The sequence below is a fragment of the Phycicoccus sp. Soil803 genome (assembly GCF_001429685.1).
Taxonomy (GTDB): Bacteria; Actinomycetota; Actinomycetes; order Actinomycetales; family Dermatophilaceae; genus Pedococcus.
On the sequence record NZ_LMST01000001.1, the window covers coordinates 4,338,256 to 4,363,336 of the forward strand.

General features: G+C 68.3%; 22 protein-coding genes and 1 tRNA gene. 5 read left to right on the top strand and 18 right to left on the bottom strand.

The features are described 5' to 3' along the window. Positions 1–20: 20 nt before the first annotated feature. From ASG95_RS20130 to ASG95_RS20140, 3 genes are read right to left on the bottom strand one after another with little or no spacing between them, the layout of a single operon-like run. Positions 21–812, bottom strand: coding sequence for an ABC transporter permease (locus tag ASG95_RS20130; RefSeq protein WP_056921489.1), 792 nt, complete (start codon positions 810–812; stop codon positions 21–23). Continuing rightward, entirely contained in the window at positions 809–1,456 is a 648-nt protein-coding gene (locus tag ASG95_RS20135; RefSeq protein ID WP_057378592.1) for an ABC transporter permease, read from the bottom strand. The genes ASG95_RS20130 and ASG95_RS20135 overlap by 4 nt, the downstream gene beginning before the upstream one ends. Next, positions 1,453–2,571: an ABC transporter ATP-binding protein gene (locus ASG95_RS20140; protein WP_057378593.1), complete on the bottom strand. Its 1,119-nt coding sequence runs from the start codon at positions 2,569–2,571 to the stop codon at positions 1,453–1,455. Before ASG95_RS20140 ends, ASG95_RS20135 begins: the two co-directional genes overlap by 4 nt. Between ASG95_RS20140 and ASG95_RS20145 the strand changes: the two genes are divergently transcribed. Further along, positions 2,570–4,087, top strand: coding sequence for an aromatic amino acid ammonia-lyase (locus tag ASG95_RS20145; protein ID WP_057378594.1), 1,518 nt, complete (start codon positions 2,570–2,572; stop codon positions 4,085–4,087). The two genes, ASG95_RS20140 and ASG95_RS20145, sit on opposite strands and share 2 nt — an antisense overlap. A 16-nt stretch (positions 4,088–4,103) precedes the next feature. Here the strand turns inward: ASG95_RS20145 and ASG95_RS20150 are convergent, their stop codons facing one another. Beyond that, positions 4,104–4,751: a S9 family peptidase gene (locus ASG95_RS20150; protein ID WP_162259430.1), complete on the bottom strand. Its 648-nt coding sequence runs from the start codon at positions 4,749–4,751 to the stop codon at positions 4,104–4,106. Positions 4,752–4,961: 210 nt separating this feature from the next. Beyond that, positions 4,962–5,537, bottom strand: coding sequence for a dCTP deaminase (gene dcd / locus ASG95_RS20155; protein WP_057378595.1), 576 nt, complete (start codon positions 5,535–5,537; stop codon positions 4,962–4,964). A 116-nt stretch (positions 5,538–5,653) separates the two neighbouring features. Between dcd and ASG95_RS20160 the strand changes: the two genes are divergently transcribed. Further along, positions 5,654–5,727: transfer RNA gene (locus ASG95_RS20160), tRNA-Gly, on the top strand. A 107-nt stretch (positions 5,728–5,834) separates the two neighbouring features. Here the strand turns inward: ASG95_RS20160 and ASG95_RS20165 are convergent. The 9 genes from ASG95_RS20165 to ASG95_RS21065 form a co-directional block, all read right to left on the bottom strand. Beyond that, positions 5,835–6,947, bottom strand: coding sequence for a site-specific integrase (locus ASG95_RS20165; RefSeq protein ID WP_057378596.1), 1,113 nt, complete (start codon positions 6,945–6,947; stop codon positions 5,835–5,837). Continuing rightward, entirely contained in the window at positions 6,944–7,147 is a 204-nt protein-coding gene (locus ASG95_RS20170) for an excisionase family DNA-binding protein (protein ID WP_057378597.1), read from the bottom strand. Before ASG95_RS20170 ends, ASG95_RS20165 begins: the two co-directional genes overlap by 4 nt. A gap of 41 nt (positions 7,148–7,188) precedes the next feature. Further along, positions 7,189–8,469: a hypothetical protein gene (locus tag ASG95_RS20175; protein ID WP_157582317.1), complete on the bottom strand. Its 1,281-nt coding sequence runs from the start codon at positions 8,467–8,469 to the stop codon at positions 7,189–7,191. 74 nt (positions 8,470–8,543) lie between these two features. Beyond that, complete coding sequence (locus ASG95_RS20180) at positions 8,544–8,888, bottom strand: hypothetical protein (protein ID WP_057378599.1); 345 nt, start codon at positions 8,886–8,888, stop codon at positions 8,544–8,546. An 11-nt stretch (positions 8,889–8,899) separates the two neighbouring features. Beyond that, positions 8,900–10,111 carry a DNA primase gene (locus ASG95_RS20185; protein ID WP_057378600.1) on the bottom strand — a complete coding sequence of 404 codons (1,212 nt, stop codon included), beginning with the start codon at positions 10,109–10,111 and terminating at the stop codon, positions 8,900–8,902. Then, positions 10,108–10,662, bottom strand: coding sequence for a hypothetical protein (locus tag ASG95_RS20190; RefSeq protein WP_057378601.1), 555 nt, complete (start codon positions 10,660–10,662; stop codon positions 10,108–10,110). Before ASG95_RS20190 ends, ASG95_RS20185 begins: the two co-directional genes overlap by 4 nt. A gap of 78 nt (positions 10,663–10,740) precedes the next feature. Further along, a complete protein-coding gene (locus ASG95_RS20195; protein ID WP_057378602.1) occupies positions 10,741–11,154 on the bottom strand; it encodes a hypothetical protein in 414 nt (137 codons plus the stop codon). Next, positions 11,151–13,076 (bottom strand): type IV secretory system conjugative DNA transfer family protein, encoded by a 1,926-nt coding sequence (locus ASG95_RS20200; protein WP_369820401.1) that lies wholly within the window; start codon positions 13,074–13,076, stop codon positions 11,151–11,153. The genes ASG95_RS20195 and ASG95_RS20200 overlap by 4 nt, the downstream gene beginning before the upstream one ends. Positions 13,077–13,330: 254 nt before the next feature. Further along, entirely contained in the window at positions 13,331–13,666 is a 336-nt protein-coding gene (locus ASG95_RS21065; RefSeq protein ID WP_082592968.1) for an Lsr2 family protein, read from the bottom strand. 323 nt (positions 13,667–13,989) lie between these two features. Here ASG95_RS21065 and ASG95_RS20205 point away from each other — a divergent pair, with 323 nt between their 5' ends. Next, a complete protein-coding gene (locus ASG95_RS20205; RefSeq protein ID WP_235544260.1) occupies positions 13,990–14,865 on the top strand; it encodes a HipA domain-containing protein in 876 nt (291 codons plus the stop codon). Beyond that, positions 14,865–15,620 (top strand): hypothetical protein, encoded by a 756-nt coding sequence (locus tag ASG95_RS20210; protein WP_157582320.1) that lies wholly within the window; start codon positions 14,865–14,867, stop codon positions 15,618–15,620. The genes ASG95_RS20205 and ASG95_RS20210 overlap by 1 nt, the downstream gene beginning before the upstream one ends. A 339-nt stretch (positions 15,621–15,959) precedes the next feature. On the opposite strand, the gene ASG95_RS20215 is transcribed toward ASG95_RS20210, so the two are convergent. Then, positions 15,960–18,338 carry an AAA family ATPase gene (locus ASG95_RS20215; RefSeq protein WP_157582323.1) on the bottom strand — a complete coding sequence of 793 codons (2,379 nt, stop codon included), beginning with the start codon at positions 18,336–18,338 and terminating at the stop codon, positions 15,960–15,962. Positions 18,339–18,777: 439 nt separating this feature from the next. On the opposite strand from ASG95_RS20215, the gene ASG95_RS20220 reads away from it, so the two are divergent. Beyond that, the gene (locus tag ASG95_RS20220) at positions 18,778–19,977 is read left to right on the top strand and encodes an IS110 family transposase (RefSeq protein ID WP_057378607.1); all 1,200 of its coding nucleotides are present in this window, start codon (positions 18,778–18,780) and stop codon (positions 19,975–19,977) included. Positions 19,978–21,006: 1,029 nt separating this feature from the next. Here the strand turns inward: ASG95_RS20220 and ASG95_RS20225 are convergent. The 3 genes from ASG95_RS20225 to ASG95_RS20235 all read right to left on the bottom strand — a co-directional run bounded on the left by ASG95_RS20225 (position 21,007) and on the right by ASG95_RS20235 (position 25,080). After that, the gene (locus ASG95_RS20225; protein WP_235544074.1) at positions 21,007–21,411 is read right to left on the bottom strand and encodes a response regulator; all 405 of its coding nucleotides are present in this window, start codon (positions 21,409–21,411) and stop codon (positions 21,007–21,009) included. A 760-nt stretch (positions 21,412–22,171) separates the two neighbouring features. After that, positions 22,172–23,620 carry a type IV secretory system conjugative DNA transfer family protein gene (locus ASG95_RS20230; protein WP_235544076.1) on the bottom strand — a complete coding sequence of 483 codons (1,449 nt, stop codon included), beginning with the start codon at positions 23,618–23,620 and terminating at the stop codon, positions 22,172–22,174. Next, positions 23,617–25,080 (bottom strand): SCO6880 family protein, encoded by a 1,464-nt coding sequence (locus tag ASG95_RS20235; RefSeq protein ID WP_057378609.1) that lies wholly within the window; start codon positions 25,078–25,080, stop codon positions 23,617–23,619. Before ASG95_RS20235 ends, ASG95_RS20230 begins: the two co-directional genes overlap by 4 nt. Position 25,081: the final 1 nt, after the last annotated feature.

Below are 25,081 nucleotides of genomic sequence, written 5' to 3' on the forward strand. Positions count from 1 at the left end.
GGTCCCGCTCCTACTGTTGATCAGGGGGTTTGAGGATCAACCGTACGTGTCGTCGACGGAATGTCTACATCAAGGGGGGTATTACCTAGGTTACGGTTCGGTGACCGCCTGCGGGACCCGCGAGCGGGTCCGGCGCCGCGGCCGGTGAGCCCCGGCGAGACGACGTAGCGCTGCACCACGGCGAGCAGCAGGTCGACCACGAGGGCGAGGACGGCGACGAGCAACGCACCGCCGGCCATCTGGGGGTAGTCGCGGATCTTCTGCCCGTCGATGAGGAACCGCCCGAGCCCGCCGGTGCCGGCCACCGCGGCCAGCGTGGCGGTGGCGATCACCTGGAGGGTCGCCGAGCGGAACCCGGAGAGGATCAGCGGCAGCGCGTTGGGGACCTCGACCTTGCCGAGGACCTGCATGCCGGTCATGCCCATGCCCTTGGCCGCATCACGCGCGGCGGGGTCGACACCCTCGACCCCGGCATAGGCCCCGGCCATGAGCGGCGGGATCGCCAGCACGATGAGGACGATGAGGCTGGGCACGAGGAACGCCGAGTCGCCCTTGAGCTTGGGGAAGAGCCACAGCACCATGAGGTAGAGCAGGCCCAGGCTCGGGATCGCCCGGGCGGCGCCGGCGAGGTTGACGACGAAGAACCGGCCGCGACCGGTGTGGCCGATGGCCAGCCCCAGCGGGATGGCGATGAGGCAGGCGACGAACAGCGAGATCGCGGAGTACCAGAGGTGGGTCAGGGTCTGGCCCGGGATGCCGTCGGAGCCCGACCAGTTGAGCGGGTCGGTGAGCCAGGTGATGACGCCGTTCATGCGCGGCCTCCCGTCGCCCGCTGCCACGGCGTGAGCAGTCGCGCCAGGAGGATGATGATGCCGTCGAAGAGCAGGGCGAGCACGACGCAGCCGATGATGCCGACGACCAGCGGGTCGTAGAAGTCGCGGTTGAACCCGTCGCTGAACAACAGCCCGAGCTGCTGGACCCCGATGATGGTGCCGACACTGACGATGCTGACGTTGCTGACCGCCGCCACCCGCAGCCCCGCGGCGATCACCGGGACGGCGAGCGGGAGCTCGATCGCGAAGAACCGCTTGCCCCGGGTGTAGCCCATCGCGGTCGCGGCGTTCTGCACGTGGTCGGGGACGGCGCCCAAGCCGTCGGCGACGGTGCGCACCAGGAGGGCGAGGGTGTAGAGGGACAACGCGATCACGACGTTGACCGGGCTGAGGATGCCGTAGCCGGTGAAGAGCGGGAGCATGACGAACAGGGCGAGGCTGGGGATCGTGTAGAGCAGGCCGAAGCCGGCGGTGAACGGCGCGTAGAGCCACGCGTAGCGACGCGCCAGCCAGCCGAGCGGCAGCGCGAGGGCGAGCCCGACCACCAGGGGGATGCCCGCGAGATAGGCGTGCGTCCACGCCAGTCGCAGGACCTCGGGGATGTGGTCGAGGAACCAGGTCATGCCGCCGGCGCCCCGGGGTTGTCGGGGTTGGCCAGCTCGGGACGGCTGGTCTCCTCGATGGCGGTGAGCACCTCGTGGGCCTTGACCGTGCCCACCAGCGCCCCGGTGTCGTCGACGATGACCCCGCGCCGGCTCGGGCTCGACAGGGCCGCGTCGAGTGCTGCCCGCAGCGGCCCGCTCGCCCGCGCGACCGTGCCGCCCCGATGGAGGGTCTCGCTGCGCACCTCACCCTTCAGTCGGGCCGGCTCGACCCACCCGAGCGGGTGGTTGTCGTCGTCGACCACGAGCACCCAGTCGGCGTCGATGCCGCCGATCCGCTCGCCCATGGAGACGGTGCGCTCGGACGCGAGCGGCAGCCGCGGGGTCGGCTGGAACGACAGCGCACGGTAGCCGCGGTCGCGCCCGACGAAGTCGGCCACGAAGTCGTCGACCGGGTGGGAGAGCAGGTAGGCCGGCGCGGCGATCTGCGCGAGGTGGCCGCCCACCTTGAGCACCGCCACCTGGTCGCCCAGCTTGATGGCCTCGTCGATGTCGTGGGTGACGAAGATGATCGTCTTGCCGAGATCGCCCTGCAGGCGCAGGAACTCGTCCTGGAGCTGCTCGCGCACCACGGGGTCGACGGCGCTGAACGGCTCGTCCATCAGCATCACCGGCGGGTCCGCCGCGAGGGCACGGGCCACCCCGACGCGCTGCTGCTGGCCACCGGAGAGCTGCGCCGGGTAGCGCTTGGCGAACGCCGGGTCGAGCCCGACCCGCTCGAGCAGCTCCATCGAGCGCTTGCGGGTCTCGGTCTTGTCCATGCCCAGCAGGCGCGGGACGGTCGAGACGTTGTCGAGGACCGTGCGGTGGGGGAAGAGACCGGCGTGCTGGATGACGTAGCCGATGCCGCGGCGCAGCTCGGACTCCTTCATCCGCCCGGTGTCCTTGCCGTCGAGCGTGATGGTGCCCGACGACGGCTGGATCATCCGGTTGATCATGCGCAGGGAGGTCGTCTTGCCACAGCCTGACGGACCCACCAGCACCGTGATCTTGCCGCTGGGAGCCTCCAGGCTGAGGTCGTCCACGGCCACGGTGCCGTCCGGATACTTCTTCGTGACACCGTCGAAGGCGATCATGGCGATCAACTTAACCCAGCACACCGACAAGCGACACCGGCAGGCGATACTTGGCGACGTGACGCAACCGGTGCACCTCGACGGCCACAGCCTCGACCTCGACGCCCTCGAGCGGGCGGCCCGCGGAGCGCCTGCGACGATCGACCCGGTTGCCTTGGCGGCGGCCGAGACCTCGCACCGCAATGCCGCTGAGGTCAGCCGGATCCGACCGGTCTACGGCCGCACGACCGGTGTCGGGGCGGCCCGCGACGAGAGCACCGACTCCAAGGTCGACCACGGCCTGCGGCTGCTGCGCTCGCACGCCGCGGGGTGGGGTGAGGTGATGTCGCCGTCCGTCGTGCGGGCCGCCCTGGCGGTGCGCGCCAACCAGATCCTCGCCGGCGGGTCGGGCGCCACCCCCGCCCTCGCGCAGGCGCTCGCCGACCTGGTCGGTGCGCCGGAGGACGACCTGCCCGTGGTGCATCGCTACGGGTCGCTCGGCACCGGTGACCTGACCGCGCTCGCCGAGGTCGGCCTGGCGCTGATCGGCGAGCGTGAGCGGTCCGGTGGCGCCAAGCGCTCCGACGTGCAGCTCACCTCGGCCGACGCCCTCCCCCTCATGTCGTCCAACGCGTTCGCGATCGCGGAGACCGCGCTCCATGCCGCGTCGCTGCACGAGCTGGCACGGGCCGCCGACACCGTTGCCGCGCTGAGTTTCGTTGCGCTGCAAGGTAATCCCGAGGCGGTGAGCGAGACGGCTGCCGCTGCGACGCCGTTCCGCGGCGCCCAGGAGGTGATCCGGGTGCTGCGCGAGCTGCTCGACGGCCAGCCCGGCGAGCCTGCCCACCTCCAGGACTTCTTCGGGCTGCGCACCTGGCCGCAGGTGCACGGTCCCGTCCTCGACACGGTCCGCGACCTCAAGACCGTCGTCGAGACCGCGGCCAACACCGCCTCGGAGAACCCGCTCTTCACCGGCACCGACGGCGCGCCGGAGGTGACGCACCACGGCGGGTTCCACGCGGCATACCTGGTGCTGGCGGTGGACACGACGTTGCTGGCCCTGACGCGTTCGGCGCAGGCGGTGCAGTCGCGGATCAGCCACACCCTCACCGACTCCGACAGTGGGCTGCCGCTCTTCCTGTCGGACTCCACGATGGGGTCGTCAGGAGTCCTCATCGCGGAGTACGTCGCCGCCTCGGCCCTGTCGACGATCCGGGGCGTGGCGTCGACGCCGTCGAGCGTGCAGACGGCCGGGGTGTCGGCGGGCATCGAGGACGACGCGTCGTTCGCGGGCCAGGCGGCGCTGCGCCTCGGTGAGGCGACCGCCGCCTACCGACGGATGCTCGCCGTCGAGCTGGTGTGCACCGTGCGGGCGCTGCGGATGCGCGGCGTCGTGCCGCTGGGCGAGCTGGGCGAGGCGTTCGGGCGGTGCGCGGCGCTGCCCGCGGGCATCGAGGACCGCGACCTCTCACCCGAGCTGATGCTCGCCGAGCACATCGTCGAGCGGTATGCCGTGTCGACGCCCGAGGAGCGCTAGCCGTCTCCCAGCGCCGTCAGCTCCCCGGGACCCGCGTCCGGGAGGGCTGGTCGAGCAGGTGGCCGACGAGGAAGGCAGCGGCTTCACGGTGCCAGCGGGGGGCCTGGCGGAGCATGGCGTGGCTCTCGCCCTTGACGGACTCGTAGCTCACCTCGGCCCCGAGGCCGGCCATCGCGGTGGCCATCGCCCGCGAGGCGCGCGGAGAGGTCATCCGGTCGAGGTTGCCGTGCATGAAGAGGACGTGCAGGCCCGGGTGGGAGCGGGGCTGGTCCCGCGGCTCGACCCAGGGGGCGAGCGCGGCGATGGCGGTGATCCGCTCGTCGGCGGCGAGGTGGAGCGCCACGCGGCCGCCCATCGAGTGGCCGAGCAGCCCGATCGGCATGCCGGGGTACTTCGCCGCGATCTGCTCGAGGGCCAGCCGGGTGTCGGCGAGGGGGCTCTGCTCGGCGCCGTTCCAGCCGCGCACGGCATACCGCAGTGACGCCACGGCGATGGAGCCGGCGCCGGCCTCCGCGATGACCTTCGCGAACGGCGCCATGCGCAGCACGGCACCGTGCCACGGCCGCACGGGGCGGCGGCTGCGCGACTTGCCACCGTGCAGGACGAGCACGACGGCACGCGGCTGGTCGACCTCCGCCGGCCAGAGCAGTCGGGGAGCGGACACGGGGCCTCCTTCGGGTCGGTGTGACCTGTGGCAGTCGTTCGTCGCGGAGCCCTGGTTGGATGCCGCGGTCACCAAGAGTTGTCGAGGGGACGCCCCCGGGACCGAGAGCTGGGATCTCGGGGCTGCCGGAGGCCTTCAGGCCCGAAAGGTGGGATCTCGGGAAGGTTCGGGGCGCGCTCGAGGTGAGCACGCGGCATACCCGGGCGTCGGTCAGACGTCGGTGGTGTGGAAGTTCTTGAACGAACGGCTCGCGGTGGGGCCGCGCTGGCCCTGGTAGTGCGAGCCGTACTTGGCCGAACCGTAGGGGTTCTCGACCGGCGAGCTGAGGCGGAAGAAGCAGAGCTGGCCGATCTTCATCCCCGGCCACAGCTTGATCGGGAGGGTGGCGACATTGCTGAGCTCGAGGGTGACATGGCCGGTGAACCCGGGGTCGACGAAGCCGGCCGTCGCGTGGGTGAGCAGGCCGAGGCGGCCAAGGCTCGACTTCCCCTCGACGCGGGCGGCGACGTCATCGGGGAGCGTGACCGTCTCGAAGATGGAGCCGAGGACGAACTCGCCGGGGTGCAGGATGAACGGCTCGCCCTTGTCGACCTCGACCAGTCGGGTCAGGTCGGGCTGGTCCTCGGCGGGGTCGATGAAGGGGTACTTGTGGTTGTCGAACAACCGGAAGTAACGGTCGAGGCGCACGTCGATGCTCGACGGCTGGACCATCTCCGGGTCCCAGGGGTCGAGGACGACCCGTCCGTTGTCGATCTCGGCCTTGATGTCACGGTCGCTCAGCAGCACGGTGAGAGACTAACGCGAGGGGTATGCCGGGGGCCGTCAGTCTCGCGCGCGCGTTCGGTTAGACTTCCTGCCGCACCGCCCGGTGGGCGGTGTTCGCTCCGCCTCAGGTGGGGTGCGCCGGTGTAGCTCAATGGTAGAGCGCCAGCTTCCCAAGCTGGACACGCGAGTTCGATTCTCGTCACCGGCTCCATTGCATCGATGCAGGTCAGGGCTTTGATGGCCCTCGGAGATGGGCTTATCAGGGTCGTCGGATAGCGCCTACGGACAACTATTGGGCAATAAGCCGTCTTGAACCCGTCAATCCCGGACTTCCTGCTGGGAACGGATTAGACCGTCGAGACGGTCTGCGATCTCCCTTGAGCGGGAGTCTGTAGCGTGCTGATAGATCATCGCGGCACGGACCGTCGAGTGCCCCATCCGCTGCATGAGCTCTCGAGTTGAGGCGCCCGTCTGCGCAGCCAGGTGGTTGCCCGTGTGCCGCAGGTCATGGAAGCGGAACCCGTCCGGCAGACCGATGGCCTTGACGGCGTCCCTCCACCTGACGTTGGCCCGCCAGTTGCCGCGTCGTGGAACACCGCCGCGCTCGCCGGTGAATACCGGCCCTTCCGGATTCGGCGGAATTCTGGCCAGGTGGGACTTCAACTCCTCGACCAGCACGCCTGGCAGGGCGACGGTTCGCGTGCGGTTGTTCTTCGGCTGCGAGATCTCGAGGTGTCGCCCGCGCTCGACCATGCTGTGGCGAACAAAGATCAAACCCGCCTCCAGATCCAGGTCTCGCTGGCGAAGAGCGACGAGTTCACCCCAGCGAAGGCTCGCCAATGCGGCCGTGAGGACGAAGGCGCGGTAGGTGGGTCCGATCCGGTCGGCGAGCATAAAGACTTCGGGCACCGACGCCACTGGTCGTTCCGGCGGATTCTCCCGATCGGCACCCTTGATTCGGCATGGGTTCTTCGAGATTCGTCCATCATCGACCGCGGTGTTGAGTATGGCGCGGAGCAATCGATAGGACTTGGCCACAGTGCTCTCCGAGCGCCCTTGGTCGCGCAGGCGCGCACGCCAGCTCCTCACCGCCTCTGTGGTGATCTGATCCAGAGGGAGGTGGCCAAGGAACGGATCGATGTGCAGCCGGAACAAGCTGGCATACAGGTCGCGCGTCCGGAGGCTTAGCTGGTGCTCAGCGATCCACTGCCCGCCGTAGTCGCCCAGCTTCCGACGCCCCAGTCTCGGATCGGTCCAACTGGCGCTCCGCATCTGTGTCTGGTGGAGGGCGAGCCACGCCTGAGCGTCGGCCCTGGTAGCGAATGTTCGGCCGGGGTAGCGTCGCAAACCGTCGGGCCCGAGATAGCTGGCCCCGTAGCGTCCAGACTCGCGCTTTCGGATGTTCCCGAACTCACGACGCTGCCTGGTCATGACGCCCTCCCCCGCACACGCCGGACAACGACGTCCACGGTCCCGTGCTCCACGAAGTCCTCGATGGCGCTCTCAGGGATCCGCACATACCTGCCCACCTTGACGAACCGGATCCGGCGTTCGGCGACCAGCCGTCGAGGGAACCGCGCTGGGGTGCCGAGCACCTCAGCCGCTTCCTCCAAGGTGAAGAGTTTCTCCATTACTACTCCTGCAGTTCGGATCTCAGCTCGCGAGTAGTCCCCTAGAGGCTCGGTCCCATATCCGACGAGGACATCTGACGTACCTGCGAGGGATGCATGAGGGCAACGTTCGCCTGGAGGAAACGGTCCACGGCTTCATGCCAGGTGTGCATGAGGTCGCTGATGTCGTTCAGCGTGGCGGGGATGTGCCGGCCGTGCTTGCGGTCGCTGAGCCGGTCCGGCGCCGGGGTGAGCGAGCGGGCTGGGGCGAACAGCAGCCCGGAGCACGCGAGCCGTTCGGGGAGCGTGCGACCGCTGATGAGCTGATGGCTCAGGTGGCTGGTAGCGCGCAGCAGGGCGGCCATGGCGGTGTCACGGTCGGCGCCGTCCAGCCGCGCTGCGCCGAGCCGGAGGGGTTCGAGGGCCTCATGCAGTGCACGGCTGGCGTCGACGAACGTGTGGGCTGGACGGGTCAGTGTCGACGCGCCGCTCGGCCACGCTTGGTCGACGTCGATCAGTGCCGTCACGGCCTCTCGCAGCCCGGTTGGGTCCTCACCGGCCCATGACCGCGTGTCCCCTGCACAAGCGAGCTCTTCGATCGTGGCGAGCAGGTGGGTTCCCTGGCGGGTGAGGGTGCGCAGGCTGTCGACGCTGGGGACGGCGGCGTGCACCTCGGTCTCGGACGTGCGCGCCCACTCCGCCACCACGACGTCGAGACTCCTGCGCGGGCTGGAGGGTGCGGTCTGGGCATGGGTTGCGGCGACCTCATATAGCCAGCGGGCGACGGCGGGCCGGCCGGTGGTGAGTGAGTCGAGGAACCCTTCGGCGTGTAGGCCCACCGTCATTGGGCGTTGGGTGTTGGCGAGTGGGACGGAGGCCATTGTGTGGTGGGCGGCGAGCGCAGCGATGGCCAGGACTCGTCGGGAAGCGTCGGTCAGCCCGTCGATGTCGTCAGGGATTCGGTCGAGCACGCGGTGACGATGGAGCAGGTCCGCCAGTGCACCGAAGGCGCACGTCAGCCGGGCCATTGGGTGCGGATCGGTGATCTGCGGGAGGCCCTCGACGTCGAGGGCGGGCGGCTCGTCTGGTGCGGGGGAGGGGACCGACAGCAGATGCTGTCGGCGTGTGGAAGCAGCTGCCTGGCGTTCGAAGTGGTCGCGGGTAGTTGGCTGAGACTCGGAACGGGGCATGCGCACCGGACCGGTAAGCGGTTGCGGGTACTGGTCGATCAGGGCTCGCAGTGCGGTGTGTTCCTTCGGGACCGAGATCCCGTGCTCCCCGAGCATCGCGGTCAGGAGCCGGTGCACAGTCACGTCGAACGCCGCCCATTGCTGCAGGGTCACCGGTCTGGCGTCCCGACGCAGGTCGCGGCTGAGCAGCTCGGCCCGTGCGAGGAGGTCCGCCGCGGTCGTGGTGCTCATGGCGTCCCCGTCGTGTCGTTCTGGGTGCGGGCGATGCGGGCGAGTTCGTGGACGTGCCAGGCGCACAGCGGCAGGTCCGCTGGTCCGTCGAGGGGGTCGATCGTGTCGAGGGCAGTGATCGCGGCGAGCAGGTGGTGGACCAGCCGGGCCGCCCGCGGCGGGATGGGGTCGGTGGGTCGGCTGGGCGGGGGCAGGGTCGCGGCGACGAGCTCGACCTGGGCGGCGAACGTGTGGCCGGCGACCGGGTCACTGGTCCGGGCTCGGGCGGCGGCGGCGGCCGCGGCGAGGTGCCGGTGTGCGAGGTCGATGAGGTCTTGGGCACGGGTCGTGGTGGTGTGCATGTGGGTCTCCTTCAGAGTTGGGGGCGCATCGGCTCGTGCTGCTGCGCTGGGTCGGGGCAGTGGTGGCGTCCAGCTGGGGGGGCTGGGTGGCGGGCGCGGGCGAGCAGGTCACCGAGCGCATGGGGACCGTGGTGGGCGATCCAGTCCGCGGGGTCGCGCCCGTCGGGGAGGTCGACCACGCGGACCGGGTGGCCGAGGCGGCCATGCAGGAGGTCGACCCAGCGGGTGGCGCCTTCGCGGCCGGCGGCGTCCCCGTCGAGCGCAACCAGAACCGGTCGTCCCGGTGAAAGGGCGGCGACCCGGTCGGCCTGGGTGGGGGTGACCGCGACTCCGGAGGCGGTGCAGGCCATCACCGGAATCCGGGTCGCGGCCGCGGCGGCGGTAACGGCCAGAGCGTCCAGCGGTCCTTCGACGACCACGACCGGATCGTTCGTCGGGGTCAGCGGTTGCGGGCTGTAGAGCATGGTGGCCTTGTCGAAGACCTCGGTCCGGGTGGGGTTGCGGTACTTCGGTGCGCGCGGGTCGCCGGTGGTGTCGCGGCCCAGGAACCCGGTGATGTGCCCGTCCTCGTCGCGCACCGGCACGACGAGCCGGCCTCGCATGGTGTCGATGAGGGTGCCGCGGCGGGTGGCGTGGGCGAGGTCGAGCGCGACCAGCTCGTCGGTGGCGACGCCGTGACGGGCCAGGTGGTTGGTCATGCTGGCCCACGCGGTGCCGGTGTGCCCGACCAGCCGGTCACCCCTCACGGTCTCGGCCGGGTGCAGGTCGATGCCGCGGTAATGACGCAGGTAGGCCAGGGCGAACGCGTGATTCACCGGGCGCGTCCAGTGTTCCCACGCAAGGAGGTTCACGGCATACGCCCGCTCAACGGGCACGTCCACGAAACGGTGACGGGCCTCGGGACGCTGAGCGACCGGAGGGGTGGTCGGTGCGATCGGTGCGTGGTCCAGGTGCTCGACCGCCCCACGGAAACTGAGGCCGTGCAGCCGGGCGACGTAGTCGATGACGTCGCCGGAAGCGCCGCAGCCGAAGCAGTGGAACCGGTCCGGGACGCCGCCCACGGACAGGGACGCGGTGCGGTCGTCGTGGAACGGGCAACAACCCATCAGGGAGCGACCCGTTGGGTGCAGCTCGACACCGGAGGCGGCGACGACGTCCTCGATGCGGTGCCGGGCCCGAAGCTGATCGATGTCGACCCGGGTCGCCGCCCCGTGGCCGGTCACAGTTCGGCTCCCCTGCTCGGAACCGCGCGCCGGCAGGCGTCACGGGCCAGGTCGCGGTCGACGCAGGCGGCGATGACGGCGTACTCGTCCCACAGCTGGTCGTAGGCGTAAAGCAGCCCGACATGGCGGCCGGGGTCGCGGCGCCACGAGATGCGGATCGACCGGTTCGGGCCGAGCGAGCTGGCCAGGTCCTCATCGGTGCCGACGCGGCCGTGCCGTGCCTGGAAGGTGCGCGGACCGACCCAGTCCAGCCCCAGTCGCCCCGCTCCGGCGTGCCCGACAGCGTGCAGCGCAAGCTGCAGCAGCTGGGGCGCATCACACCCGCCGCTGACGACCGCGTCGGTCAATAGGTGCCGCACCTGGTCCGCGTGTCGGCCGGTCCCCTTGGTGAGGGCGAGTGCGACCACGGTCAGGCAGGTGTCGCGGATCCCCAGCTGGTACTCGTGATCCGCGGTATCGCGGACCTGCTCCTGGGCCATGACGGCCAGTTGGAGCAGCAGCGCCTCGTACGGATGTTGCTCATCCTGTCCCAGCCGCGTGTCGGGTTCCATGTGCCGCTCGCCTTCCCGCGCGAGCCCGTGCCGCGCCTCTGGAAGGGTTACGGCGCGCTCGGGGCACCACCGGCAGACTCAGACGCCGGGAGGCTCCAGAATGGGTCGCTCGGGATCGGGTCGGTGCTCGCGGGCAGTGCACTGTGTCAGGGCGCCCAGGTCGCGCAAGAACGCGACCGCGTCACGCAGGGCGCGGAGCCAGTCGATAGCGGCTGTGGGGGGTGCCGTGCCGACAAACGCACCGCGCTCGTAGTCGCGCAGTGCGGCGAGGACCTCGACCATGCCGTTGTGCCGGTCCCAGCACGGCGGGACCGTGCGCACGTCCAGGGCGAACCGGCGCGCGAGCGTGTCCACCCACGGCGCCAGCTCGTCCAGGAGCGTGCCGCGGGCGGCGAGGGTGAGGGTGGGCACGTGAACGGGGCCGCCGACGAAGGGGTTCGGGGACGGGCCAGCCGGCAGGCCGGCATACCCGTCCGTGGGCGGCCCGGTCACGGCGACACCGCCGCACGCCGTGGCCCGGACCGGGCCTGGGCCTCGGTGGCGTCCCGGTCCGCCTCGAGTAGGTGGGCGTCGCGGCGCCGGGTCCACGGGTGCAAGGTGAGGGCGATCGCTGGCGCGGCCCGCATGAGCAGGATGGCGGTGCCGAACGGCAAGGTCCGCAGCTGCGCGGGTTCCAGGATGGGCGCCGTCGTGGTGGACGTCGACGTGCTGCGTCGGCCGTCGCCGCCGCGGCTGGTCGAGGTGGTGGCGCGTTCGCGTTGCCCGATCAGCCTGGATAGGTCGTCCAGGTCGCGGGCGTTGGAGCCGCCGCCGAGGATGACCTTGACGATTGCGGCGTCCCAGATAGCAGAGGCGGCGTGCTCACCCCACACGTGCCGGGCCTGCGCCAGCGACTGCAGCACGACGATGGTGGAGATGCCGGTGCCGCCGCCCTCGGACATCAGCGCCGGCAGCGACGGCAGCGGGTAGTTGGCGGCCTCGTCCAACACCAGCGACAGCGGCGGGTCCAGGCGCGCACCCGGCGAGGCGGCGGCGCGGCGGCGGGCCGCCTCGACGACGTCTTCGACGAACGCGGCCACGATCCCCGCTGTCGCCGAGGCGCCGGTGGAGGTGCCCAGCAGGTACACGGTACCTTTGCCGCGCAGGAAGGCCTCGGGGTCGAACTGCTCCCCCGGCGCCGGCGACAGTGCCTCCAGCACCGTCGGGTCACCGAGCGCGGAGAACGCGATGGCGACCATTGCCCAGATCGAGTCCCGTTGCCGCGGGTCGGCCGACAGGATCGCCTCCAATGCCTCGCTCCATGCGTGCGCCGCGTCGGGGTGCGTGGTGAGGATGTGGACCGCGTCGTGGGCCTTCAGCGCGGACAGGGACCACCGGTAGAGATCCCGGGTGGACCGGTCCCCCAAGGCTGCCGCGTGCAGCAGGCAGCGGACCGCCTGCTCCGCCGAGGCCTGCCAGAAGTTCGCGTCCGTGGTGCCGTCCGCGGCGCCCGCGGTGAGCGCCTTGGCGCGGATCATCGCCACATGCGGGTCCTGGCACCCCCGGATCGGTGACCACCGGGTCGAGGTCGGTATGCCGAGGGCCAAACCTTGAGGGTCGAACACGGCGACCGGACCGGCCGCCGCACGGCGGCGCAGCGTCACAGACAGGTTGTCCGGGCGGGTGCTCGTGGTCACCACCGCACCCGGCGCGTCAAAGATCAACGGGATCGCCAAATGAAGCCCCTTGCCAGACCGCGGCGGACCCAACACCACCACCGAGTCCTCAATCGAGGCGAAACACTCCGCCCCCTTCGCCACCCCGATCCGGTACCCCACATCGCCAGGCAACGGTCGCTCGATGGCCGGCCGCAGGGCCCGACCGCGCCGGATCAGCTGACGGCGACCCGCGACCCTCACCACCTCGCGCCGGCCGGCGCAATCCCGCTCGACATCACCACGCGCCCGGCCCCCTCTCCGTGGGCGGACGCGGCCGGCGCCCAACATCAACGCGAAACCCACCACCCCGCACAACAGCGCCACCATCGGCCGGCCACCGACGTCCGATGCCGCCATTCCGAATCCGTCCACGTCGCCTCCAGCGTTGTTGGGTCTGGAGAGGAAACGCCGGCGACGGGGCACGATCGAGACCTGCCCCCACCGAGGGGCATGACTCTCGTGCGTGGGACGGCTGACAAGGCGCGACCATGCGCACGGTTGCGGCCGATCGCGCCTTGTGCTGGTGGGGATCACCGCAAGCTTGCAGGCGCAACCTGTGCGCCGCCGGGCGTGCAGAGAGGGAAAACAGGATTGTGAAGATCCGCTCCGTCGCCGATTTCGCAGCAGATCAGAGGCGGCTATCAGACGATTCAAGTAGACCGGTACCCAAACGGTTCTATCCCCATAACAACGACGCGTTGCCCAACCTGAATTCATAGAAGAATCTCGCGACTGGGCGGGTCAAAATGCGACCGCAGTACAAGTTCCCACGCATGATCAACGAGCTTGACACCGACAGAGTCACCAACGACCGCAACCGCATAGTACGGCCAGGCCACCAAACGATCCTCCTGATGTCCCGAGTGCTCGTCGGATAGTCCGCCAGGTTCGCAGCGAGGCCCGTCCTGCGGCTCCCGGGCCCGGCGGAATGCCGCACTCTGCCCGGCCCGTGAACCTGCTCGGCTCGCGGTCTACTGAGCGGTGTCGTATGCCTTCAGAACATCCGCACTGATCCGGCCACGGTCGCTCACCTGATGACCATTGTTCTTCGCCCAATCCCGCACCGCCGCAAGGTCAGTACGTGACTTTGCTCGAGATGACGAGCGAACGGCCTTGGCACGACGGCTTCCCCGGCCCTGCTCGGTCGCCTTAGCGATGTAGGGCTTGAGGGCCTTCTCCAAGGCAGCGCGGTTCTTCGCGCTGAGATCGATCACCCAGCTCCTGCCGTTAAGGCTGAATGAGACCTCTTTCGCGTTGGTCGAACCGTCGAGGTCATCGGTGATGGTTACCGTCGTCTGCTTGGCCATGGAGAGAATGATTGCGCCTATCGGCTGAGATTGCTAATCTCAACCACGAATGACTGCTGGCGTATCCGGCGTTTCGTATTGGCATCGAGGCGTCACCCCCGCGTCCGCTCCAAGCACTAATCGCCGCGATCCGTGCCAACCCTGCCATCGCACTTGTCCAAGGCTCTCCTCGCCCTGGCGCAGCCGTAATGCGGCGGAAAGACTGTGAGGATCGCCATTGCAGCCTGATGGCGCTCGACTTCGCGCCAATCCCGGTGCGCGGGCTCCCGGAGGGCTAGTTTCGGGCTGTGGGTGATGCGATTGTCGACGTCAGTACGTGGCTGGTGCTGGCAGACGAGCCCGCCGGCGCGGACGGTAAGGCGTGGTTGACGCCACCGGGGGCTGAGAGAAGCGAGTCACGGGCGGACTGGTGGCTATTCAAACCCGCCAAGACTGGCCTCGTGAAAGCGACGGGAGGTCAACACGCGACTGAGTACCGACGCAACGATGATCGGGTCGAGCGGATTGCGTCCCAACTTGCTCGTTGCTTGGGGCTGCCCGCCGCAGAAGTGCGCTTGGCAAGACGTGATGCACTCGAGGGATGTCTGTCGCGATACGCAATACCCGACGGATGGTCCATGGCCTCAGGGGACCTGGTCCTCGCTGAGTTCGACGGTTATGTCTCCTGTGCCAACGACCCGAAGGTAAAGGAGCGCTCCGGGCACAACCTTTCCAACATCCAAGTCCTCATGGATGGGCTGTTCGGGCCTCCGTTCGGGGCCTTTTCGGACGTGCCGGCTTTTGATGTGTTTGCTGGCTACCTGGTGTTCGACGCATGGATTGCGAATACCGATCGCCACGCAGTCAATTGGGCGATGCTCTATCGAGGCAACGATGTGTGCCTTGCCCCGTCCTTCGATCATGGCAGCGCTCTGGGATCTGGCCTGCGCGACACGGGCATTCCGGCTGACGTGGACGCATGGTGCGCACGCGGGATGGCCGGCAGGTTCGAGGGCGGTCGGTCTAGAACGCTGGTGGACCTTGCGTTGGACGCCGTTCAGCGTGGCGGACCCAAGGCTGGCGAATGGCTCAGGAAACTGGCCGCGATTACCCCAGAGCAATCGCGCGAGATCCTGCGCGGTGTCCCCGGGCTGTCGGTGGCTACGAGTACCTTCATGGGGACGGTGTTAGAAACCAACCAGAGGAGGTTGTGCGCGTGATGTCCGCTGCGATGATCGAACGGCCAGCTTCGAACTCCCTCGGTATGCACCGACTTCTAGTGACTCAGCGTGACCCCAGCATTCCTGCCTACCGCGCCCTGGGATTCCTGTCGCAACACAGCGACGGCATCTTCCGGTTCGCCTATCTGCGCGAAGCTGTGGCGTCGTCCTGGTTCACGCCCTTGCCGGGTCTGTCGAGAACCGACGGCGGATACTCCTCATCGTCGCTCTTCCCGCTTTTCGCCGAGCGGGTTATCTCGCCCCGTCGCCCAGACCGCGTTGAGACGATGCGTGCCCTCGACTTGAGCACGGACGCCACCCCGTTTGAGGTACTGACTCGCTCCGGTGGGCGACGCGTTGAAGACCAGATCGAACTCACCCCTGTGGCGGTACCCGACGTAGGCGGGCGACTTGAGTTCGACTTTCTCGTTCACGGCGTGCGCTACACGACTGCCGAGGCCCAAGAGCTCATCACAACCCTGCCGGTGGGCCACCCCCTGGCCATCCGGCACGAACCAACGAACACCTTCAACCCCTTGGCGCGCTTGGTCCTCGAGGGTGAAGTGTCTCTCGGATACGTCCCTGATCCACTCGTGCGCGTTGTCCACAGGATGACGGACCTGAGGGCATCGGTGCTCCGTGCCAACGGACCAGAGGTGGGTTATCACATGCGCCTCCTAGTCCGACTTGGCGGCCGAGTGGACGGCCCCGCTCCCTTCACTGGACCGGACTGGGAAACGGTCGGCGACGTCTAGGGACTTCGTCGCACTCGCTGCTGCCATTGAGCGTGATTGCATCTCGCGGCGAAAGGACGTACGAAGAACTCCTCACCCACCGCGGATAGGCCATCCCGCCGGGGAGGCACGGATGTCGCACGGGTCCTGACTCGACCTAAGGCATTCACGCGTCGGTCGTGCCGCGATTGGTCAGGAGCCCGTAGGGATTGGCAGCGATAGAGGTTCAAGCCGTGTAGATTCTCGCTTCTTCCTCTGACAATGACTAGAGAAACGTCGCGTCGACGTCCAGATGTGCTTCGCCACTCTCGTGTCTGCGGGACGTACGACACGTCTGGAACCGGAGAAGAACGCGCGAGCTCATCCCTCGCTTCCGCGCACGGCACCAATGTGATGCGTCGAAGAGTCTGGGACGACGCCTTGGTTGGTGAGGCGCTCCAAGAGGCGCAGGTTGCCGAGCCGCTCGATGAAGTTCGTGTAGTCGTCAACGTTCTTGAGCGGTTCGTGCGTCAGCTTGAAATCCCTCCGCAGGCGCGCGGTGTTGGCTCTGATGACGTCTCCCGCGGGCGACTCATCGATGGCGGCGTCGACCCGCTTGAGCACCGTGAGCGCTCGATCCCGAGTACATCCGGTGGGATAGTCGCCGACGAACGTATCGATGGTTCGCTCCAGCCGCTGGTCGCGCCGGCTGGTGGACTCACGCTCTTGCGCAAGGCTAAGGGTGTCCGCCAGCGTGTGCAGTAGCTTGCCGAAGTTCGCATCCAAGGCGGGGACGCCCGCTGGTCGGCTGGTGTCGCTCTGTGAGGCAGACAAATAGGCGAGGAGTTCCTTCGCGAAACCCGCCTTGCTGATTGTGGTCTCGAAGGCGTCCTGGAACGCGTCATCGAGCGCGTCCCACATGCTCCCGTCCCGAGCTTGGAGCCTGCTTTTCACGTCCTTCTCGGTGAGCTTCTTCGCCTCGTCATCGTTGAGGCCCAGGAACGCCCGCGAGTAACGCCGGGCTGCCGCGATCACGACCGCCACCGGCACAAGATCCTCCGGCTCTCGGACGACGACCCCGGGGGTGACCTCAAGGTCGGTGGCGGCCGCCCACTCGGCCACTTGGACGATCAGGTCCTCTGTTACGGTCGGCTTGCCGTGGGCACCGCCCTTCTTGATCTGCTTCCGTGCGATGTCGCCAGCGGCGTCACCGTCTACTAGAACGACGCATGCCGGCTTGATCTGATCTCGACCGCGAGCCAGATACAGCATGTAGGGGATGTGCGAGCCGCCGGCGACGATCGTCACCCGGTTGAGATCGAGGCATTGACTTGGGGCTACACCTGAACGCAGCAGTCTCATGTTCATCCCGGCCAGGAGGACCTGATCGGCGATGCCCTCGACGAAGAGGTTGTCGCCACCGATAAACGCGGTTTCCGCGACGAACGCACCGAGAGACGTGCGCAGCGGCTCGTAATGGTTCTGAGTCGCGTCCTTGACGTGTCGCGTCCCCTCGTCGCGGGCCCCCTTGTCTACCACCCGGACCCGATGCCCCGCGTTGCGGTTGATCAGGAAAGGGGAGTGGGTGACATACACGACTTGGTCCTCGCGAGCGGCATCGTCCGGTCGCGCATGATGCTCGAGAACCCTGAGAAGATCCTGCTGACCGGACGCGGATAGATACGCGTCCGGTTCGTCCATAAGCAACACCTCCGGCTTCGTGACCGGCCGGTCGTGCGCGAGCATTTGCACGTAATAGCTCAGGAAATACTGCAGCCCACGACTTCGCTCGGCGAATGAGTAGTCCGTGCCTGTGCGGTCTCGGATCGTGAACACGAGTTCATGCTCACGCGGCGAGACCCGGAGCTGAAATTCAGGGTCCTGGCTCCACCACCGCGAAACGTTGAGGTGACGCGCGATTGCGTTGTTCATCTCCTGGATGAGGCCGTTGACCAGGCCTTCCCGCTCCTCGGCGATCGCTTCTCGCAGTTCCCTGAAGCTCGACTGCTCGATATGTGCGATCTTCACCAGCAGGTCGATTCCGAGCTGCTGTTCTCTCTGCTTCTTGGACGCAACAGCCTCTGTGCCGTTCACAAGTTCGAGCAGCCCCGGCGCATTCGCAGTCACCTGTTCAGTGGTGGTCACAGCAGCTAGCAGTTCCATCAGCGCGTAGCGCTTCTTGCGCCCCGCTAGCGCCGGGCTGTTCCCAGCAAGCATCGCGATCGATACCGAGTCGGGTAAGGCGATGTCGGTGTCCAGCTCGTGGGGGTGAGGCAGGAGTGCTTGGAGGCCGGTCGCCTGCTCGTCGCTGAGCGTGATCCGCTTATCTTCATGATCCACCACGGCTACGTGACCAGGATCGGGCCGAAGCAGAAGCAGGTTGCCATTCCTAAGCCGGGGAATCGCGAGCTCATCGATGGCTGCGGCGTCGGGATCGTCAAGCACGAAGGTCGCGCCGACCTCCGGAAAGAGTCGAGACCCATGCTCGACCGAGAACAGTGTGGATGACCGGCAGAAGTCTCTCTGGAACAGGCCATCACCGGTCAAGACGATCTTGATCGCGTCGAGGAGGTGCGTCTTGCCAGACTCATTGGCCCCAACGACAGCTGTGATGTCCGGTTCGATCGGGATTCGAACATGCGGCATCCACCCGTCATCGGTCTGCTGCCACGGAAGTGACTTCGCGCCGGGAGTTGCCTTGAGTTCGTAGTCGAAATTGAATGACTTATAGAAGCGAATCCAGACCTGTCGTACCTGCATGTCGGTTCCCCTGCCTCCCACGCTGCTTTGGCTCGGAGAGCCCCGCCCTGACCGAGTCTATGGATGACCCCGGACATTCCCTCGCCCAGAGAGCGCGGGCGTCCTGAACGGGCGGGACACTCCCCCGCACATCAGCATGGTGATGACGGCAGGCGGTCCGGCTCGGCGCCCTCGGGTGGCCCCAACTGGTCGAGGTGATGCGCCCACAGTGGGCTACTAGAGGATTCCCTCAGGGCCGGTGTCTGGCCAGACTCGGTCCAGGTGCCCGGCGGGACGCTCTCTAGTGGGCTGCCCACCCTTCGCGGGTGTGGCTCTCTTCCGGCTTGCTGCCCGCCGGGTGCCGCTGACGAGGCGTGGCTCAAGAAGGGACTGCCCTGCTCGTAGTAGCACTGCCCACCTCGCCGTCCACACCGGTTCGAGATCAGGCGGGAGCAAGAGCATGGGGCGCATCATCATCGGGGTCGATCCCCACAAGCTGTCAGCGACGATCGAGGTCGTCGACCATCAGGAACGCAAGCTCGGACACGGCCGGTTCACCACCGACAAGGCTGGGTTCGCCGCGATGCGCAAGTACGCCAAGACGTGGCCGAGGCGGGTGTGGGCGGTCGAGGGCGCGAACGGCGTCGGTCGGCCGTTGGCACAACGACTGCTCGAGGCCGGCGAGGACGTCGTCGACGTCCCGGCCAAGCTCGCCGCCCGAGCGCGGCTGCTGGACACCGGGCACGGCCGCAAGACCGACGCCCACGACGCGCACTCCGTGGCGGTCGCCGCGGTCCGCGCCAAGGACCTGCGGGTCCTGGCGGTCGACCCGGAGCTTGAGGTGCTGCGGATGCTCGTTGAACGACGCGAAGCCCTGACCCGGCGACGGGTCCAAACCGTCGACCGGCTTCAGGCCCTGTTGGCGGAACTGCTTCCGGGACAGGCGAAGAAGGACATCACCACCGGCCAGGCCAAGCGGATGCTGGCCTCGGTCCGACCGCGCGACATGGCGGGGAAGACCCGCCGACGGATCGCCGCCGAAGAGCTCGCCGAGCTCATCGCCGTCGAGGTCAAAATGAAGAAGGCCACCGCCGAGCTCAAGACGATCGTCGCCTCCCGGGGCCCGAACCTGACCGACATCCACGGCGTCGGCCCGGTCGTCGCAGCCCGGGTCCTGGCCGATGTCGGCGACGTCGCCCGCTTCGCCGACCGCAACCGGTTCGCGTCCTGGACCGGCACCGCACCCCTGGACGCCTCCTCCGGAGAACAGAACCGCCACCGCCTCTCCCGCGCGGGCAACCGCCGGGTCAACCACATGATCCACATCGCCGCAGTCAGCCAGCTGCGGACCGCCACCGACGGGCAGGCCTACTACCGTCGTAAGCGAGCCGAAGGAAAGAAGCCCCTCGAAGCGCTGCGCTGCCTCAAACGCCGCATCTCCGACGCCATCTTCCGACAGCTCGTCACCGATGCCGCAGCAGCCCGGCCCGAGAGCGTGGACGCGGGTCCGGGAGGGCACCGCGGGGCGACTCAAGAATCCAGCGCGGCCGGCTCACACCCGCACACCGGCACTTCGGATCAGCCACTTCCCGGACCCGCACCAACGACGCTACGCCCAGCCGCCTCGACGCGAAAGACCCACCTCAAAGCGACCGGTTGACAACAGAAGGGAGCCGGGATGTGGCAGCGCGCCGAACGTGGCGGGTGCTTCGTGCCTTGACAACGATAGATCGGTCGGGTCCTACGGCTTGGTCGTAAGCAGAAGGGCGCATTCGAAGAAAACGTCGAGGACAAACTGCGGTCGACCGGCTTGATCGTGATGTGGGTCTGGCCCGAAGGCGTCCACCCATCGATACGGGCGTGAGAAGGTGCCCCTTTGACCACGTATGTCGCGTGATACGGGTCACAGAGCGTTCGGGCCACCAACTGGTGCTCACCAATTTTCGGGCACGGCCCCCGTCTCAACTGGCCGCCGCCTCCGAGGCAGGGGTGCCGCCACGCTGACAGACTCACCTCACGCGTCTCACAAAATGGAACGGCCGGGGTGAATGAAGCGGGCATTTGTGGTGCCCGGCCCCACCAGTCCCGAATTCTTACCGTTCCTTTACCTCGTGCTGACTGTTCCCATAGGGTTTGATTCGAGGCAGGGCAGTGGAGCAAGGGGGGTCCTCGCTCTTCTGAGAGGTCGATCTGGTCGCGAGGGGGCTCGGTGACCAGATCGACCCCTGTCCGCCCTCCGCGTGTGAATATCCTCGATGCAAGCCGGAATCCACACCTTCGGCACGAGTACCCAACCCCTGCGCGCTACGTGTCTGGACATCTAGGCTGATGCGCAGGACGCGGCTGTTCAATCGACCTCGTTCAAGCCAGGCGCGACGCAAGGTGGAGTACTCGTCTATCCGTGGTCATCAGGGCGCGGGAAGCAGGAACTGCTGAACGACCCGGAGGTCGCCGCCCTCGCCGTCGGTCACCCCCGTCTGCAGCGACTTCACACAGCGACGTTTGCTCCGCCTCGGCGCAGGGTCACGGCGAAAGCGGCTGTCACCACTGTCTTCCCGACGCCAGCAGCAGCGTGTGGCCTGGGGACCGATCTCACACGAGGAGCCTTCAGGCAGCCCGAGCCGGTTCAACGTCAACGGGTTTCGACGAGAAGGCTGTCGGACGGCAGTGGGCGATGAACTTTGCCCGCTCAGTCCGCTGGGTCGGTGATGATCACGCGGGCCGGGGGCGGCAATGGGGGGCGGCCAACCAGGTGGTGCGCGACAAGGGCCGTGATGTGGGCACTCGTAATCGGCTTCGTCACGTAGTGGTTCGCTCCGGCCAGCAGGCCCGCATCGATCTCAAACTGTGAAGTACGCGCACTCAGCAGGATCACCGGAACACCCGCAAGGTGACGCTGGCGTCGGATCCACCAGCACACTTCGATCCCACTGAGACCGGGCAGCTGCACGTCAAGCAGGACCAAGCTCGGGCGCAGGTCGGCCAGCATCTGGATGGCCTGTCGTCCGTCCTCCACCGTGACGGATGCAAGACCAACCAGGCACACAGCCGCGGACAGTGCGGCGCGCACGTTCGCATCGTCGTCGGCGATCAAGGCGCAAGGCTGGTCGGGGGAACGCGGCCTCCGGGCCCCGCCCGTTCGCCCGGCGTCAGGGCGGCTCATGAGCTATCAACGGCAACGGCGCCGTTGAGCCCTTGTGCAGTCCGCCCGCGAAGATGCGGCCCCAGCGCATTCAACAATCGATGGTCCCCAAACCGACTTCACATCACCCGCGGCAACCCGGATGTCGTTGTACGACTGTCCGTTGCTGCGTCATGGCCTGGCTCGAAGGCGTCAGATTGTGACTGTGTCGAATTAGACAGCAGAAGGACACAGCTACCGTCGGGTATCTCGGCGACTTGGGTGTGACGTGGCTCACGCTCTATCACCGAGGCCATACCGGTTCGGCGGTCGAGTGCACCCGGACGATTGATGCGGCAGGACGACGGGACTGCGGTCGGGTTTGCCGTTGATGTAGGTGCCCGGGCGAGCTGGCGAAACGGGCCGTCGCTGCGGTTACCCGGCTCGTGCCTCGAGTGCGTTACCGCACCGGTGAAGGTAATGATTGCGGTCGCGAAATGTAAAGGAACGAAAGTCCACATTGTGGAGTGGGCGAGACGCCGGCCGCGAGGGGACCGGGTGGTTATATGAATGCGCCGTCGCCCATCATGATCGCTCTCATCGCTAGAGCGCATGTTCGTGAAGCAGAGTGCTACGGATGGGCTCGCCTGTATCCTCTCCGTGCCTAGTGGCGCGCGCGAGTATTGTCGTCAGCTCCGGAGGGGATGTCGCGCAGCGTCGCTGCCCCGCCTCGCTACTCCAGTCTCATGCGGGAGTCTGTGTTGAACATTCCGGACTCTCCAGCGGTGACGGTGTGGCGAACGACGAAGGCGTGGTTGCCGATGCGCCAAAGGCCTTCTCCTCGTTGGAGATCCGGGAGCTGGTCACGTTCAGCGGTGGTGAGCCCGAGTTGGATCGCGGCGTGCGCGGCTTCGCTGACCTCTTGCTGGTAGACGATTTTGGTGGAGCAGTCGGCCAGGAGTCCACGTGCGAGGGCGCGGGCTTCGGAGCCGTGGTCGCCGACGGCGTCGAGGTCCGACAGCCGGTGCACGATGAGCAGGTTCGCGATCCCGAGCCCGCGGGACAGCTTCCATTGCGACTGCATCCGGGCGAGGAGGGCGGGCTGTCGCATGAGTCGCCAGGCTTCGTCGTAGATGACCCACCGCTGTCCACCGTGCGGGTCGGTGAGCGCTGCTTCCATCCAGGCTGAGGCGCAGGTCATGAGCATGGCGATCATCTGGTCCGATCCCTGCACGCGGGACAGGTCGAGTGTCACCATGGGCAGGGTGGGGTCGAGTTCGACGGTGGATGGGCCGTCGAACAGGCCCGCGAGGTCGCCGGCGACGAGTCGGCGCAGCGCGTGTCCGAGGGGGCGGCCGTCGTGGGCGAGCTCGCCGACGGTCGCTCCGGGTACGGAGTCGCGGGGTTCCAGCACGGCCTGCACCACCAGGGGGAGGGTCGGTTCGGCAGCGGCCTGGATGGCGTTGTCGAGGGCGACGTCGAGGGCGGTGTGTTCAACCGCCTGCAACGGCCGGCCGAGCGCTGACTCGGCCAGCGACCCCAGCAGCACCCGCCTGCGCAGGGTGGCCTCGTGGCGCCATTCCTCGTCGCTGGCCTGCGAGTTTCGGGGGCCGGGGTCGAGGGGGTTGAGCCGGCGGCGGGTTCCGCCGCCGAGCTGGATCGACGCGCCGCCGACCGCGGCAGCGACCGCGGTCCACTCCCCTTTGGGGTCGCCGGGAACGTACACGCGACGGCCGAGGGCGATGGAGCGTGTGGCGATCGACTTGGCCAGGAACGACTTGCCCTTGCCGACCACGCCCGCAAGGACGCAGTTGGGGTTGGTGAGTACGCCGGTGCCGTACAGGACCCAGGGGTCGAAGCAGAACCCGCCGCCGGACCAGGCGTCCTGCCCGATGTAGAGCCCCTCCGAGCCGAGTCCGGCTTCGGCGAGGAACGGGTAGGCGCCCGCGACGACGTCGGAGGTGGCGCGGTGGGCCGGGAGCCGGAACGGGCGCAGCGACCGGCCCGCCTCCGGTCCGGGCTCGCCGCGGGCGGGCAGGTACGCCGCGGCGTCGGCTTCCGGCACCGTCTCCGGCGGCCGGGACCCCGGCCCCTTGCTGACGCCCCACAGGGTGCCTTGCCGGCCCCGCGGCATTCCTCGTCGCTTGCCGGTGGCGGAGTAGAAGGCGGCAGGCCGGGTCATCGGGCGACCTTGCGGGCCAGGGGCAGCGCGGCCGCCGTGAACGCGCGCGCTTGCTGCCCGAGCAGGCGCTGGATTTCGCATCCGGACTGGATGGCGGCCCGGGTGATCTCGGCGACCGCGGCCTCGAGCTGGTCCCGGGTGGGGGTGGTGATGGTGAGCATCCCGGTGAACCGGATGTCGGCGTGCCCGGCGACCAGGGCCCGTTCGCGGTCGAGGACGTCGGCGGCCTCGACCGATTCGGACAGGTCGGCGAGCACACCCATCTTGGCCTTCTGGGCGGCGTCGGTGGCGTACTCGACCTTGGCGCGGCGGATGTCGCGCATGGCCTCCTCGACCGGGACCGGTTCGTAACTGATCGACAGGGTCTTGCGGATGGCGGGCTGGAAGATGAGGGCGTGCAGGAAGAACGGCGGCGCAGCGGTCTGCGGCCACTCCTTGACCCACAGCACGGCGGAGTAGGCGGTGTCGTGCCGCAGGTGGTCCCAGTGCTCGTCGACCGCGACCGGCCCAGCGCCCTCTAGGCGTGCCGGGATGTGGTCGCCCGCGCCGTAGCCGGGGTCGTAGGCGGTGCGTAGCGTTGCGGCGAGGTCGGCCTCCCCCAGCCAGGTGTCGAGGATGAGGTCGGCGGCGCGCAGGTTGGCCTCGAGCGAGGTCATCTCCTGCTTCAGGAATGCCGCGGCCCCTTGCAGGCCGCGTCCGGACTGCCGGATGTGGGCCCGGGCCTTTCGCAGGTCGAGCGACAGGGCGACCAGGGTGCGGTGGGTGGCGGCGGCCGGGACGACGGTCGTCATGAGCTCCTCGTACTGTCGCGCTGCCCAGCCGTTGGGGTCCCCGGCGCGGTGGGTTTGCCACCAGCCGGTGATGCCGCGTCCGGCGTCGGGCAGCGAGATCTCCAGGACCTGGACGCGGGTGCCGCCGGTGGCGGCGAGGTGAGCTAGGGCGCGGGACCAGCCGTGCACCCGGCGCGCCTGCTCGTCCGGTGAGAGCAGCACGAACGCGGGATGCCGCACCAGCGCGACCGCGGTCAGGGTGTGCTGGTGCGGGTCGTGCAGCATCGCGGTGTCGGGGTCGGGCAGGAAGCGCAGCGCGGCCGCTTCACCGGGTAGCGCTAGCGTGCCTCCGGGGCGGGGCCGTTCGGGGCGGGCGCGGTAGCGGGTCTGCCCCGTGCGGGCACGCCACAGGAAGTGCAGCGCTGTGGGTGCGAGCTCGACGAGGGTCTTGCCGCGCCAGCGGACCAGCGCCGCAGCGGCCGCGCCTGCCCACAGGGGCAGGGTGAACGCGGCACCGGTGGAGCCGGCCGCGAACAGGGAAACCACGAGCACAGCAGCGGAGATGCCAAGGCACACCAGCCGGGAGGCGGAGAGCCCGAGGAGTATGCCGCGCTGGGGCAGCCGGGAGAAGCGGACCGCGGCGGGCGCAGCCGCGGGGCTGTGGCGGGTGTCGGTCAGGGTGTCGGTCATG